This is a genomic window from Lysinibacillus sphaericus (assembly GCF_015844675.1).
Taxonomy (GTDB): Bacteria; Bacillota; Bacilli; order Bacillales_A; family Planococcaceae; genus Lysinibacillus; species Lysinibacillus sphaericus_E.
Genome location: NZ_LDGC01000025.1, coordinates 126,021 through 141,499, shown reverse-complemented (window position 1 = coordinate 141,499; position 15,479 = coordinate 126,021). Strand labels below are relative to the sequence as shown.

The window sequence follows — 15,479 nt, the reverse complement described above, 5'->3', positions numbered from 1 at the left end:
TACCCCCAAATAATAAAGATTATGAAGAAATGTAATATGATGTTGGAAGATCACTAAACACTTAAAGGTTTTTTAATTTTTCTCAAGAAATTTTAATAAACTATACATTAGTTGATTTTCTTTTTCTTTATCTACAATCATTAATCTATTTACATTCATATGAATTACTGATAGGACAATATCATTTATGTTAAACCCCTCTAATTGTGCAATTTCTAACTCTTTAGAGAATTGTTTAAGCAAACATGCTCTAAATTTTGAAACTTCTTCAGCTTCGAAATTAGAATCATCTATCCTTGAATTTTCTAAAATATTATCTTTGAAACTCAATTTCAATATTTTTTTATTTAACCTATGTAGGTATAAATATCGATTTAGAAGTTTAATTTGCTGATCTTTTTCGAAACCAATATCTTGTAATAAACACTTTACCGAATAAAAAATTATTTTCTCAATAGGTTCCCCAATTTTTTTGTTTAGATTTAATAACTCTAAACAATATTGGCTGTCTGCAAAAAATACTTCATGAAATTGTTCTTCCAATCGATGTCCACCATATCTCATATATTCTGGATAATACGTATCAATACTTAAACTATTAATAAAATTCTCTTCAATATATATTTTTATCCAATCATACATAAATGAAAATACAAAATTGAAATTTGTTGAGTCCACTTTTATTCTCAGCCTAATATGAGGATGAGAATCTTTATATCTTACATAGAAATAAGAATATATCTTATTTTCTTTCAATAATTTATTCATAGATGGTAATATAGACTTTATTAATAACTCATCTTGATAATCTTCTTTGATATAAAGTTTATAATAAATCCAATCATCACCCGGAATGATCTTCCTCTTAATTTCCGAATTATTATGCAGTGTACTAAATTTCTTTTTAATACTCCTTTTATTCAATACAGATACTGTTAATTCTTCTTTAAATTGATTTTCGTTTATAGAGTTAATATCAATTCCATAGTCTACTTCAGTAAAAATAAGCTTATTTGATGTAGAAAATTCTTTTCGTAAAATATTTAAATGCAATGAATTATCTAAATTAAAATAAATTGTAGAATCTAAATTTTTCATTTCAACTATTCTTGGAACTTTGTACATTTCTCTCCATTTGGAAATTGCATATTCCCAATCCTCATATTTGAACTGCTTCTCTAACTGTAGAATATACAAATCAATTCTCCATTGTTTTTTAGACAAAACAATATTTTTATATCTGATTCTAGGAGTAAATACAAATTTATTATAAAAAATCGGAAAGAAAGTTTGAAAAGGAATCTCCCCTTCTTTTCCTACGTCTAATAAAAATTTATAGACCTTAGGAAAATAATTTACGCCATTTAACATATTTGTTGTTTTAGGAACAATAAAGTTATTTGTATCAGAATTTTTCAAATATAATTCTCCATAATCATTAATGCCAGAAATAATCGCATCAATTTTAATATTATTTTTTAATTTAGAGAAACCTGAAAGAATAGGTAATTCATGATCCCTAGGATTTATAGTTGAACGTATATTAGAGGCTCTTCCGTAGACACTTTGACAACCAACTTCAGCTATCTCATAATTATCTCCATAAAGATTCTTTTCAAAATCAGTTAATATTTCTATTTCCTTTGTATATTTTTCACTCAATAAATGGAAAAATCTACCTATTGTTTGACCTGCATTATCAGAAAAATTATCATTATTAACTGTCAAATAAACATGATTATTATTTTTGACTATTGAGAATAGCATATCAAATGACTCATATACATAAGAAAAGTCTATTTTTTGATACTGTTTAAACTTTATTATTTCTTTATCAGTTATCTCTAATTCTTGAAGTCCTTGGAATAAAGCATTCGTGATTAAGCTTTCCATATAATTATAAATTGTATGATCCTCTACCTCATCTAAAGTTCTTGTCGTTATATTCTTTGTCGTATAATCAGTAATTTCAAGAGAATATAGTAGTTCAACTAATTTTATTTCTGTATTGTAACCATACTTTTCAATAAATACTTCTTTAAAGGCTTCTAAACTTTGATTGTGATTGTGATTTTGATGAATTAAAAAAAGACTTAATATATCAATTGCTTTCTTTATATCCTCATTAAAGTTTCTCGGAAGCTCATAATCACTTTCAAATTTTAAATCTATATGTAAATAATCTTTACATTTATATAAATCCTCCATTTTCACCTTTATTTCATTCAATAACTCAACACTTTCAAACTTACCTAATTCTAAATCCGAATATTCTGAAATACATTCTTGTATTTTATAAAGCAATTGAAACATTGGCTGATCTGATAAATTAAACCTTTTAAAAAATAATAATAAATCATCTAGACTATTTGCATTTGTTAAATTTGGACGCAAATTTGTATGTAATATTTCAAGGGATATTAATTGTTTCAAATAAGATTTAATTTCAGTCACATTAATATCCGTATAAATATTTTTTAGCTCAAATAACAAAACAGAAAGTGGAATAAAGTCAGTTGCGATTAACCTTATTTTATTAATTAGCTCGTTATTGCGAATAGAAAAGCCGTTTTTTTCACCTTGTTCTTTATATCTATCAAATTGTCCGTACATCGTTTTGTACGGGAAAAATATCCTATCTCCCTCAAATAAATACATATCCACAAATTTAACATTTATAAAATCCCACAATTGTTCCTGAACTTCTATTTTTTCTATTACACCTAGTAACCACATTGAATCTACTCTTATATATTTATTATGTTTTTTTTCTGTTTGATTATTTAAAGAGGTATATGAAGTATTTTTTCGCGAAACTTCTTGAACTCCTGAAAAAAGTCCAAATGGAGTTGATTTTGTAGAAATTCTTGCAAGGTATTTATATAAAGAGGTTATAATATTTCTTTTTTTCTTATCACTTTTATTATTATATTTTTCTATTTCATTTAAGAGATTTGGATTAGCAAAATATATTGCTTCTTTAATAACTTGATTATTCAGAACTAAATGTATAATATTATCTGGATTTGTTTCTAAAGATAATTTACTCATATAAAATGAAAGTGGGAATAATGGGGTTCTCACAACACTTAAATCTAATATATTCCAGTCTTTTTTCATAATTTAACCTCCCTATTCTATTAAAATTTCAAATTTAGTAAAAATATAAAGCGGCGAAAAGAAAGTACTTTTCACCGCATTTATAGTTATGGTCTTATAGGACAAGGTGGCTTAAAAGAAAGGTTAGCGTTAGCATCTTTAGAACTTGGTAGTTCTTGTTCTGGATGCGAGATCTGTGGGCTTACTTCTGATACTTTTAAATCTAAATCAAAAATATCTCTTTCCATTTACCAATTCACCTCCTTCAAAAACATAATATTTTGAAAACTATACCTTAATTGTAATAAAAAGGAAATAAATTTGCAAGTTATTTCTTTTAGAATATACAGAAAATTTATTCCTATGAAAAATATCTTTAATTAATACTCAACTCTAGTATCCTGAGATGGCCAGACATTACTTGGAACAACTAGGTTGAGGCCAACCATTTGTTCATTTTGCTGCCAGGAATCGATGTCGCTTATATGTTCATAAAACATATTGCCAAATGTTTTCGATCAGCTTCTTGTCACTTTTAACATGCGATGAAAATATAGCGCATAAAGACAATTGTCGTATATTGGTGCGCTTTCTTCTTGCGCTAGGTGGCAGCAGTATGCGCCACTTACCTTCTTGATTTTGGATTTAATGCATCCTTTAATCCTTCCCCAATAAAGTTGATTGACAAAATAACTAATGAAATGGCTATTGCAGGTGGTACCCACATCCAAAGCTTACCCTTCAGTACTTCTGAGTTTCTAGCCTCAAATAACATATTGCCCCAGCTCGGAGTATCAGCTGGTACACCAAATCCTAAAAAGCTTAAACTGGATTCAGCAACTATGGTTACGGCCATTAATAATGTAGCTTGTACAATAATTGTCGAGGCTACGTTTGGCAATAAGTGCTTAATGATTATTTTTGAAGGTTTACATCCAATTGATTGCGCTGCTAATATATATTCATTTTCCTTTTCAGCTAGCACCCTACTACGCACTATCCTTGCAACACCTCCCCAGCTTAAAAGCGAAATAACAATTATTAATGTCCATAAACCAGATATTTTTCCTGAAAGGATCGTATTTATAACAATAACGAATACTAAAAATGGAAACATTAATACGAAATCAGTAAATCGCATTAACATTTGATCTATTTTTCCCCCAAAATACCCTGAAATCGAGCCAACAATAGTTCCAATCACTACAATAAAAATCATACAGCCCAATCCAACTGTTAAAGATGATCTTCCAGCGTAGAGCATTCTAGTAAAAACATCACGTCCATTCGTATCCGTTCCTAACCAATGCTCACTTGATGGAGGTAGACTAATTTTCATAAAGTCGACACGTACAATATCTTTTGTTGTAATATATGGAGCTAAAAAAGATAGAATGATAACTATTAGTAAAAAGATAAGACTAATCATCGCTAATTTATTTTTAAAGAACTTCCGTCTCGCTATCACCCATGGCGAGGGGCTTTTTTTCGGTGTTTTTGGAGTTATAACTTCTTGATCAGTTACCAATGTCATAATACCCCCTCCTTAATCTAGTCTAATACGCGGATCTACCACACCATATAATATATCCGCTACCAAATTTCCAAAAAGTGTTAAAAACGAAAGTAACATAGTTATCGACATCATCACTGCATAATCTCTTCTTCCAACTGATTCTAAGAAAAGTGCTCCTACTCCTGGATAAGTAAAGATCGTTTCTGTTATTACTGCGCCACTGATCAATGTTGCGATATCAAAACCAAGAAACGTAATAATCGGAATGATTGAATTGCGTAAAATATGTTTGTTATAAATTTTTGTTTCCTTTGTTCCTTTTGCTCTTGCAGTTCTGACAAAATCTTTTCTACTATTTTCAATAATGTCATTTCGTAAAAATTGTGTATAGGACGCCGTTCCCATTAATCCTAATATAAGTGCCGGTAATAAAACATGATGGAACCTACTCAGGTAATATTCCAAAGTTCCTGCTTCCATGCCTACACCTACGGATCCGTTGAAAGGGAACCATCCTAGTTTAAAGGAGAAAAAGTAAATAGCAACAATCCCTGCAACAAATGATGGAATTGCTAAAGCTAAATAGTTATAAGTCGCAATCAAATTATCCCCAAGTGTATAAGGTTTTCTTCCCGCATACATGCCCATAAGAAACGCAAAAATGTACGTGAAAATTAATGATGTTAATGCCAAAAATATTGTATTAGGTATCCTCTGAGCAATAATCTCTGCTGCTGGTTTTTTATAAACAGTCGATTTTCCAAAATCCCCTTGTGCAAAATTAGAAATCCATCTACCATATTGCTTGATAACCGGATCATTATAGCCTAATTTTTCTCTCATTTCTTCGATGTATTGTGGATTCGTATTAGACGGATTGATTTCTCCACCAAACGGATCTCCTGGCATCATTTTAGCTAAAAAGAATACCACCAACGAAATAAGGAGTAGCAATGGGATCATGCCTAGTAATCTTCGAAGTGTGTATTGAAGCATATGACGTCTCCTTATCTAGAAATTTACTAACTAGGCCCAATTCATGAAGTGGACCTAGTTAGTAGGTTTAGTTAGTTTACAATTTATTCCTTAATGTGCCATTTGTAAACATCTGTTTGGAAACCAACAGCGTTGATATGAACACCTTGTAATCGATTATTAATGCCATATAAATCTAAATTTTCCCACAATGGAAGGGCTGGTAATTCTTCATTGAAGTATTTTTGCCATTCCACATAAGTCTCCATACGCTTATCTTTGTCAAATGCTTCTTCATTTAAGCCTTTTTCTAATAAATCTTGATTCTTAGCATCTACATAGCGACCATAGTTCCATTCTGCATCGTTACCCCATAATCCAGATGGGTCAGGATCTGCACCTGTACTCCAAGAACCGAAGAATGCTTCTAGTGCAGCATCATCATTATCTTTCATATCATTATATAAGTTAAATTCTATTAATGTACCAGTAGCTAATTCTGTTTTCACTCCGATATCATTCCAAGCTTGAATAATTGCTTGAGAGCGACCTTCGAAGGCAGCAGGACCTGCATAGTGACCAAACGAAATTTTAAATGGTTTACCTTTAGGATCTTCCACAAATCCATCGCCATCTGTATCTACATAACCAGCAGATTTAAGTAGCTCTTTAGCCTTTTCTGCATTGTATTCATATTTATTTAAGTCAGATTCCTTTGCAGCAGTCCAGAAGGCACGTGGAACTACAGTATTCGCAACATCAGCTTTTCCTTCTAAGAAAGCATCGATCATTGCTGGACGGTTAATTGCGTATAATAGTGCTTGACGCAATTCTTTTGATTTAAACTTATCAAAATCTGCTACATTTTTAAGAGTAGCTTTATCACGATGACCAAAACGAAGACCGATATATGAGTAACTTACACCATTCGTTTCTTCAATGCGTACGTTATCTAATGCTGACAATTCTTTTACAGCTTGTGGTTTAATGTCCATGATGTCAATTTCTCCGTTTTGGAACGCACCAGCTGCCAATGATGGGTCAATTACTTTTACAATTACCCCATCAAGCTGTGGCTTGCCCTTCCAGTAATCATCAAAACGCTCTAATTCAGAATATTCACCGTCTACAACCTTTTTCACTTTAAAAGGTCCTACTCCAACAGGATTTTCACGAACTTGTTTCGATTCGCCTAAATCTTTAACAGCAATACCTTCATAATGTTTCTTTGGCATAGGATACTGCCAAAGGTTTTCTAGGTTATTAATTTTCACTTTTTCAAAAGTAATTTTTACAGTGTAGGGATCAACGACTTCAATACCTTCGATTTTGTCAGCTTTCCCTGCTTTTTTTGCTGCTGCACCTTTGATATTCTCAACATAATTGTATCGTGGGCCATCGTAATCCTTATCAGCTAGTGTCTCTAATGCAAATACCCAGTCATCAGCAGTTAGCTCCTCACCATTGTGCCATTTTACACCTTTCTTAAGGTTAAACGTATACGTTAATTTATCCTCACTAATGTCCCAAGTTGCTAAATTAGGAACATATTCTAAGTTATCATTTACATCATAAATACCATCCGTTGTGAAATTTTGGATATAAGAATCTACAATACTTCCACTAAAGGCCGGATCATATACACCTTCAGGTGCTTGGTCAGTACCAAAAGTTACAACTCCACCTTTTGCTGTTTCACTAGTCTTCGTGGAATCCCCCTTGTCTTTTTCCTTATCTTTGTCAGTTGTTGAGTTGTCGCTATTACATGCAGCTAAAAATAAAGCCATAACTAGCATAAGCATGAAAGACCATAATGCTGATTTTTTCATTCTTTATCCCCCTTGATTTTTATTTTGAAAATAATTATTACACTATTCTTTTTGTTATTTTTTAATATAAATGGCACGCAACTCTATGCCCTTGCTTCACCTCCTTTAAAGTTGGTTTTGATAATGAACACTCTTCCATTGCCTTCGGACACCGTGGATGGAAAGGACACCCCTTTGGCGGATTAGCCGGACTAGGGATATCCCCTTCTAATACTATACGACTACTCTTTTTCCTTGGATCAGGTACCGGTATTGCGGAGATTAATGCCTGTGTATAAGGGTGCAATGGTTCCTCATAAATATGTTCCTTATCTGCAATCTCCACAATATTTCCTAAATACATAACACCGATTCGATCACTCATATGTTTTACAACACTTAAATCATGAGCGATGAATAAAAATGTTAAGTCAAACTCATCTTGTAACTCTTTTAGCAGATTCAGAACCTGAGATTGTACAGATACGTCTAAGGCTGAAACTGGTTCATCTGCTATAATTAGTTTTGGTCTAAGTGCAAGTGCTCTCGCAATACCAATCCGTTGACGCTGACCACCTGAAAATTCATGTGCATACTTGTAATAAGCATCTTCAGGTAAACCTACTTTTTGTAAGAGCTCCATCACTTCTTTTTTTAAAGATTTCAGTGATCTTTTATGGAAATTCATGATCGGTTCAGCTATGATACTACCTACCATTTGCATCGGGTTTAACGATGCATAGGGATCTTGAAATACCATTTGGATATCTTTCCTTATTTCCCTTAATGATTTCCCATGTGATTTTGTAATATCCTGGCCGTTAAAAATGATTTTTCCATCCGTTGAATCTAACAATCTTAAAATAGTGCGACCAGTTGTAGATTTTCCACAACCCGATTCGCCAACTAATCCTAATGTTTCACCGCTTTTTATGGAAAAAGAAATATTATCAACAGCTTTAACAAAGCCAACCGTATGTTTGAAAAACCCACCTTTAATTGGGTAATAAGTTTTTAAATCAATTAACTCCAATAAATTTTCGCTATTTTGTTTCATTGTTGTTTGCTCCATGTTGTCAGCTCACGCCCTTTCTAGAATTGCAGCCTTCAAAAAGTAAACAAGAAACTTCATGATTGTCACCCACGTTGGCAAGTTGCGGCGTAACCTTGCTACATTCAGGTATAGCCGATGGGCATCTATCAACAAAACGGCAGCCTAATTGAGGCATATTTTTTAAAGAAGGTACTATACCTTTAATAGTGGTTAACTCATTCACTTCTATATCTATCCTCGGAATCGACGCCATCAAGAGTTTTGTATATGGGTGCTTGGGATTGTGAAACAAATTATCAACATTTGTTCGTTCTACAATCTTCCCTGCATACATAATAATTACTTCATCACACATTTCCGCGACTACACCTAAATCGTGAGTTATTAATACAATAGACATGTTATTTTCTTCTTGAATATTTTTCAATAAATCTAATATTTGAGCCTGCACAGTTACATCAAGTGCAGTAGTTGGTTCATCCGCTATTAAAAGTCTAGGATGACAAGCGATGGCGATAGCAATCATTACTCTTTGTCTCATACCGCCTGACAATTGATGAGGGTATTCATCTATAATTTTTTCAGCTCGTGGAATACCAACCTGTTTTAATAATCCAATCGCTTTATCTTTAGCCTCAGCCTTAGAAATCTTACTATGATTAAGCATGATTTCTTCAATTTGTGAGCCTATAGTAAAAACTGGGTTTAAGGATGTCATAGGTTCTTGGAAAATCATGCTTATATCTTTTCCCCTAATTTTATTCATCTCATCGCTCGAATGACTTTCTATGTTTTTCCCATGGAATTTTATTTCTCCGCCCGTGATTTGACCAATTCCTTTGGGAAGAAGTTGCATAATAGAAAGAGACATTACACTTTTTCCACAGCCTGATTCGCCAACTACCCCAACGATCTGACCTGATTTAACCGAAAATGAAACATCATCCACGGCATGATATATTTCTCCATCTATATCAAAGCCAGTTTTAAGGTTTTTCACTTCTAACATTAAGCTCATTTCATATCACACCTTTTAAAAGTTTTTATTTAACTACTGCTGCAAATGTAGTGAGTTAGATACTGCGCGTCATTTTTTACAAAAAATCACTTTCAGGTTTTATTGATTTAATATTCCGAAAAAAATGTCGATTTCGATAAACTTATTTTACAATCATATCAAAATAAAAAATCATCAATTTACAATACTTTTAAAACATTATTTCTTCTTTATAAAGATTTTCTTATAAGTACCAAATGATATAATATTCAGATAATTAAGTATGCTATCATTTTATATAGAAATCACACATATAATCAAGAGAATTTTTACATTTCTTATATTCTTATATACAAAATAAACCATACAACTATTCCGATTTTTCTCAATAAATTTATTTTTCTCTTAGATGAAAACTTGTTCAATTTTCACTTTATCGGTTTAAAGTATTATTTTTTTATTATCACGATATAGTAAATGATTGATTTACCCTTTTATAATCCCCCTTTCAATATTTAAATTTATTAGAATTTCATTATAATTAAAGCTTTTTAACCGAATTTTTATAAATTTCCATATTTATCCTCATTAACCAATCACTATTAATGTATAATTTTTTTCATTTATCGCATTAACTCCCTGAAGCACATAATGTTACCGCAGAAAAATAATTTGATCCAATTTCTCAAGGGACTTTTTTACGGACTTCTTCTTAATTTTTTTATGTAATAAATAAATAATTTTTTTGTATAAATAGATTTTAATTCTGATTCCGTTTTAATTTAATGAAAATAAAACTTTACTATCCCTAGCGCAAAGATTATTTTTCTTGCCCCTTTTAGATAAACCAAGTTCAACATTTTGAAACAGCCTCATTAATATTTGGCTTCTTTTTATCGTGATTGTCCTTTTAAACGCTGACTACATTTTCATGTTCCCCGGGGTCTTACCCGCCCAAGAATCAAGAAGGAAACTTCCTATATTAAGTAATTTCGGAGATCCTATTTTAATACTTGAGGATTAATTCTCGTTATTTTAGTGATGTGATTCGCTCATAACACTTAAAACGTAACAATACACGTTGGCGTAGAAATGTCTCTATTGTAAAAAAAAAGAAAACATTTTATCATGAAGCTATTAACGTACAACTTTCTCTTGATTATATGTAAGAAAGAATAGGTGAAATGTATACATATGAAAAATCGCGTTGTCCAATTGCTATTTGTATTTTCAATAGCAGCAATTATGCTCATATTTTTAAATAAGTCCATTATTCCCTTATCTACCTTAATCGGCTTACTATGGCCTATCACACTTATTGGGATTGCCTTCATTATTTTTATTGAAAATCGTTCCCCGCAAAGTACATTTGCTTGGTTTTTAGTATTAACTATCCTCCCTGTTATCGGTTTACTGCTGTACTTACTATTCGGAAGAAGTCGCTGGAGAAGAAAGAAACATTTATCTCGTTCAGAAGAAAAAAGAAAGTTATTCCGTGAACTTTTAGCAGGAAGAAATTTTAATTTAGAATCCTCTTGCCCTTTAAATGAACGATCCACCTATTTAGCACAAGTTATCCAAAAATTTGGCGGCGGTCCTGTTGCTAATGATACAGCAACAAAACTCTTAACAAACGGAGATGAAACATTTACTGAAATCCTACAAGCAATTGAAAATGCTACACATCATATTCATATTCAATACTATATTTATCGATCCGATGAAATCGGTACTTCAATTCGAGATGCCTTAATAAGAAAAGCAAAATCTGGTGTGATCATACGCTTTCTTTACGATGGACTTGGAAGTAGTAAATTACGTAGGCGTTTCTTACAACCAATGAAAGACGCCGGAATTGAAGTAGTCGAGTTTGATTCTATTCTTTCACCTTGGCTATTAGAAACCGTCAATTATCGTAATCACCGTAAAATTGTTATTGTAGATGGGGCAATTGGGTTTACAGGTGGACTCAATGTCGGGGATGAATATCTTAGTCGATCGAAGAAATTTCCTATTTGGCGTGATAGCCATTTAAAAATAGAAGGAAGAGCATTATATAAGCTGCAGGCCATTTTCCTAGAAGATTATCTCTATGCCACTAGTAGTTTAAATACTGAGTCTTGGAATCACTTTATGAACAGCACATACTTTCCAAGTCAAAAAGTACATCAAGCAGAAGGTGCCGTACAAATCGTTGCGAGTGGACCTAGCTCAGAAGATACAAATATTCGAAATGCTTTATTGAAAATTATGGGCTCTGCACAAAAGTCTATTTGGATTGCTACTCCATACTTCATTCCTGATCAGGAAACATTAACATTATTACGTTTGAGCGCACTTTCCGGCGTAGATGTCCGTATTTTATATCCTGGAAAAGGCGATAGCATCATTAGTGATCAAGCATCCCAATCATACTTTACACCACTATTAAAAGCAGGTGTCTCCATTTACCGCCTTAATGATGCGTTTATGCATGCAAAGATTGTTCTTGTTGATGATGAAGTTGCAACAATTGGTACAGCAAATATGGATATTCGTAGTTTTGAGCTTAATTATGAACTCATTGCAGTCTTATATGAAACTAAAACAGTTCTAAATATAAAAAATGATTTTGAACAAGATTTTAAAGACTCCATTGAAATGACATGGGCGTCATTTCAAAAGCGAAGTATTCAAAAACGCATGCTTGAATCTCTTATGCGACTCATTTCTCCACTACTGTAGATTTATTGGATGTCGATAAAAATGAAAAGTTGGGTGATAAACTTCAAAATTTGGTCGATAAAACGTGAAAGTTGGTCGATAAACTTCAAAATTTGGTCGATAATTCTTGAAAGTGTTTCGATAAAACTAAATTAAAGATCGACAGCAACAATGCGCCCAGCCTAACGGAAATCAACCCCTCGTTTTGATCAAGGACTAACTTTATTTAACAGGACACCTTAATTTCAATAGCGTTTCAACAAATGAAAGGGTGGTATGAATAAATTATCATACCACCCTTTTTTTCATTAAAGCTCGCCTGCTTTTAACTTTCCATGCCAGTCTTTTAAGAATGGAATGTCTCCTTCTTGAATAGCACCTGATTCATTTGCTGCTTCAATTAAATAATCGAAATTTGTTAGCGATACATATTGAATGCCTGCCTCTTCAAATGCTTGTTCAGCACGTGGAAGATTGTATGTGTAGACACATACAACGCCTAGTACTTCACAGCCTGCTGCGCGTAAGGCTTCTACAGCTGTAATCGATGAGCCGCCTGTAGAAACGATATCTTCTACTACTACGACTTTTTGACCTGCTGCGTATTTTCCTTCGATTTGGTTACCACGGCCATGCTCTTTTGCTTTAGAGCGTACATAAACCATCGGTAAATCTAAAATATCACTTACCCAAGCGGCATGTGGAATGCCTGCTGTTGCTGTACCTGCTACGATTTCTGTTGGTCCAAAGTTTTCTCTAATAAGAGATGCTAGACCGTTTGCTAATTGCTTACGAATGACAGGGTCAGAAATTGTTAGGCGTGTGTCACAGTAAATTGGGGATTTAATGCCTGATGCCCATGTGAATAGTTCTGTTGGATTTAGTTCGACTGCGCCTACTTTTAACATTGCGTGTGCGATTTCATTTTGTAATGTCATATTTATGCCTCCCATAATTCACTTACGATTTTATATGCTGCTACTGGATCTTGTGCACCTGTAACGGCGCGCCCAACGACGATTAACGAAGAACCGTCACGTTTTGCGCCGTCTGGTGTTGCGATGCGTTTTTGATCGTGTGCGTCGCCACCTGCTAATCGAATACCAGGTGTTACACGTAAGAAATCTCCACCGCACACTTCAGCAATCGCTTTTGCTTCATGTACGGAGCAGACAACACCATTTAAACCAGCTTGTTTTGTTAAGCTTGCGTAATGTAATACTGATTCCTGTAGAGATAAAGCAATTTTTTGCTCTGCTTGCATTTGCTCTTCTGTTGTAGAAGTCAGCTGTGTTACAGCAATTAATGCCGCACGTTCACGCCCTGCAGGAGTACCCGCTTCAAGCCCCTCAAGTGCTGCCTCCATCATCGGACGTCCGCCTGCCGCATGAACGTTGACTAAATCTACCCCTAATTTTGCTAGACCTTTCATAGCAGAGCCAACTGTATTAGGAATATCGTGTAGCTTTAAATCAAGGAAAATATCATGACCTAGATCTTTTACTTTACGGACAATATCTGGGCCTTCCTGCATATATAATTCCATACCAATTTTCACGAAAAGAGGCTCATTAAAATGTTTTAGAAAGTTAACTACTTCTGTTTCTCCAGGGAAATCTAGTGCAAGTATTGGTTTTGTATTCATGAACGGTGGCTCCTTCCGATAATTTCTGAAATATGCTCTACTCCTAATTGATCGAGCTTTGCTGGTAGTTCATCAATTATAGTTGGACAAACGAAATGATCCACAAAGTTTGCTGTTCCTACAGCAACTGCAGATGCGCCGGCCGACATAAAGTCTATAACATCCTGTGCTTCTGACACGCCACCCATCCCAATTATCGGAATATTGACAGCCTTATACACCTCATAGACCATACGAATCGCCACTGGCTTTACGGCAGGACCTGATAAGCCGCCTGTACCATTGGCAATCACTGGCTTACCTGTACGCTCGTCTAAACGCATACCGATTAGTGTATTAATCATTGTAATGCCATCTGCACCACCCGCTTCAACAGCTTGTGCAATTTCTACGATATTCGTTACGTTAGGAGACAATTTCACGTATACAGGCACTTCAGAAACAGCTTTGACAGCTGCCACTAGCTCACGTGCAGTTGCAGGGTCTGTACCAAATTGAATACCACCACATTTAACGTTCGGGCAAGAAATGTTAAGCTCTAATGCTTTCACATTAGATGCAGTAGAAATGCGTTGCGCTACTTCTACGTAGTCAGCTGTCTCTGTACCAGCAACATTTGCAATAATTGGCACATCATATGCTTCTAGAAACTTTAATTCTTCGTTCATTACTTTTTCGATGCCGGGATTTTGTAAACCAATGGCATTCAACATCCCTGCCGCTGTTTCTGCGACACGTGGAGTTGGATTGCCAGGACGTGTTTCCACAGTCGTAGCTTTAATCATAATAGCGCCAAGCTTAGATAAATCATAAAGCTGTGCATATTCACGTCCAAAGCCAAAGCAGCCGGAAGCTGGCATTATTGGATTTTTTAAATCTAAACCTGGTAATTGAATGTTTAAACGACTCATAATGCCACCGTACCTTTCGGGAAAACTGGACCGTCAGAGCATACTTTGACATAGTCTTTTGCTACTTGGTCTGTTGTTTTACATACACAAGCGAAACAAGCACCGATACCGCAGCCCATACGCTCTTCAAATGATAAATAACCTTCTTTTTCTGGATAGAAGCCTTCAAGTGCTTTTAACATCGGTAGAGGACCGCAAGAATAAAAGACATCGAACTCCGGTGCTCGAGACTCTAAAACATTTGTCACAAAGCCTTTAGTTCCTTTAGAGCCGTCAACCGTTACATAATGCGTTTCTCCAAGGGCACTGAATTTTTCCTCATAGAAGCATACATCTTCCGTTTGAAAGCCAAGGACATGAATTGTTTTTACACCACGTGCGTTCAATTGCTTGGAAAGCTCGTGTAATGGAGGTACTCCGATTCCTCCACCAACTAGTAGGGCTGTGCCTCCCTCTTTTACTGCTTCTACTGGGAACCCATTACCGATCGGACCAAGGACATTGACAAGCTGCCCTTCACGATTTGTCGCTAACACTTGAGTTCCGCGACCTTCCGCGCGATAAATCATTGTAAATTCGTTGTTGTCTTTATTTATGTTTGCAATACTAATTGGTCGACGTAAAAGCGGCTCCATTGAATCTGACACCTTTACATGGACAAACTGGCCAGGTGTCATATCCTGAACCAGTTCTCCACAAAGTGTCAATTCGAAAATGTTTGTCGCAATTTGCTTTTGAGAGACGACCGTCATTTTCTCTTGACGAATCATA

Annotated in this window: 12 protein-coding genes; 1 reads left to right on the top strand and 11 read right to left on the bottom strand. The window is 34.3% G+C overall.

Annotated features, from left to right (window positions below; translation table 11 throughout):
- Nucleotides 1-72 precede the first annotated feature (72 nt).
- From ABE34_RS08800 to ABE34_RS08770, 7 genes are all read right to left on the bottom strand, one after another.
- Complete coding sequence (locus ABE34_RS08800) at nt 73-3,120, bottom strand: lantibiotic dehydratase (RefSeq protein WP_197141814.1); 3,048 nt, start codon at nt 3,118-3,120, stop codon at nt 73-75.
- Nucleotides 3,121-3,206: 86 nt separating this feature from the next.
- The gene (locus tag ABE34_RS08795; protein WP_170938911.1) at nt 3,207-3,347 is read right to left on the bottom strand and encodes a hypothetical protein; all 141 of its coding nucleotides are present in this window, start codon (nt 3,345-3,347) and stop codon (nt 3,207-3,209) included.
- Nucleotides 3,348-3,724: 377 nt separating this feature from the next.
- The gene (gene opp4C / locus ABE34_RS08790; protein WP_197141812.1) at nt 3,725-4,633 is read right to left on the bottom strand and encodes an oligopeptide ABC transporter permease; all 909 of its coding nucleotides are present in this window, start codon (nt 4,631-4,633) and stop codon (nt 3,725-3,727) included.
- 12 nt (nt 4,634-4,645) lie between these two features.
- On the bottom strand, nt 4,646-5,611 hold the full coding sequence (gene opp4B / locus ABE34_RS08785) for an oligopeptide ABC transporter permease (protein ID WP_197141810.1): 966 nt from the start codon (nt 5,609-5,611) through the stop codon (nt 4,646-4,648).
- An 83-nt stretch (nt 5,612-5,694) separates the two neighbouring features.
- Nucleotides 5,695-7,419, bottom strand: coding sequence for an oligopeptide ABC transporter substrate-binding protein (gene opp4A, locus ABE34_RS08780; RefSeq protein WP_197141808.1), 1,725 nt, complete (start codon nt 7,417-7,419; stop codon nt 5,695-5,697).
- Nucleotides 7,420-7,480: 61 nt separating this feature from the next.
- Nucleotides 7,481-8,470, bottom strand: a complete 990-nt coding sequence (locus tag ABE34_RS08775; RefSeq protein ID WP_197141806.1) for an ABC transporter ATP-binding protein — start codon at nt 8,468-8,470, stop codon at nt 7,481-7,483.
- 4 nt (nt 8,471-8,474) lie between these two features.
- Nucleotides 8,475-9,470, bottom strand: coding sequence for an ABC transporter ATP-binding protein (locus tag ABE34_RS08770; protein WP_197141804.1), 996 nt, complete (start codon nt 9,468-9,470; stop codon nt 8,475-8,477).
- A gap of 1,173 nt (nt 9,471-10,643) precedes the next feature.
- Between ABE34_RS08770 and ABE34_RS08765 the strand changes: the two genes are divergently transcribed.
- Complete coding sequence (locus tag ABE34_RS08765) at nt 10,644-12,173, top strand: cardiolipin synthase (RefSeq protein ID WP_197141803.1); 1,530 nt, start codon at nt 10,644-10,646, stop codon at nt 12,171-12,173.
- Between the two features lie 287 nt (nt 12,174-12,460).
- On the opposite strand, the gene pyrE is transcribed toward ABE34_RS08765, so the two are convergent.
- The 4 genes from pyrE to ABE34_RS08745 are packed head-to-tail and all read right to left on the bottom strand — an operon-like array spanning nt 12,461 to nt 15,478.
- On the bottom strand, nt 12,461-13,090 hold the full coding sequence (pyrE, locus tag ABE34_RS08760) for an orotate phosphoribosyltransferase (RefSeq protein ID WP_197141801.1): 630 nt from the start codon (nt 13,088-13,090) through the stop codon (nt 12,461-12,463).
- A gap of 2 nt (nt 13,091-13,092) precedes the next feature.
- The gene (gene pyrF, locus ABE34_RS08755; RefSeq protein ID WP_197141799.1) at nt 13,093-13,797 is read right to left on the bottom strand and encodes an orotidine-5'-phosphate decarboxylase; all 705 of its coding nucleotides are present in this window, start codon (nt 13,795-13,797) and stop codon (nt 13,093-13,095) included.
- On the bottom strand, nt 13,794-14,708 hold the full coding sequence (locus ABE34_RS08750) for a dihydroorotate dehydrogenase (RefSeq protein WP_197141797.1): 915 nt from the start codon (nt 14,706-14,708) through the stop codon (nt 13,794-13,796). The genes pyrF and ABE34_RS08750 overlap by 4 nt, the downstream gene beginning before the upstream one ends.
- The gene (locus ABE34_RS08745) at nt 14,705-15,478 is read right to left on the bottom strand and encodes a dihydroorotate dehydrogenase electron transfer subunit (RefSeq protein ID WP_197141796.1); all 774 of its coding nucleotides are present in this window, start codon (nt 15,476-15,478) and stop codon (nt 14,705-14,707) included. The genes ABE34_RS08750 and ABE34_RS08745 overlap by 4 nt, the downstream gene beginning before the upstream one ends.
- Between the last annotated feature and the right edge of the window lies 1 nt (nt 15,479).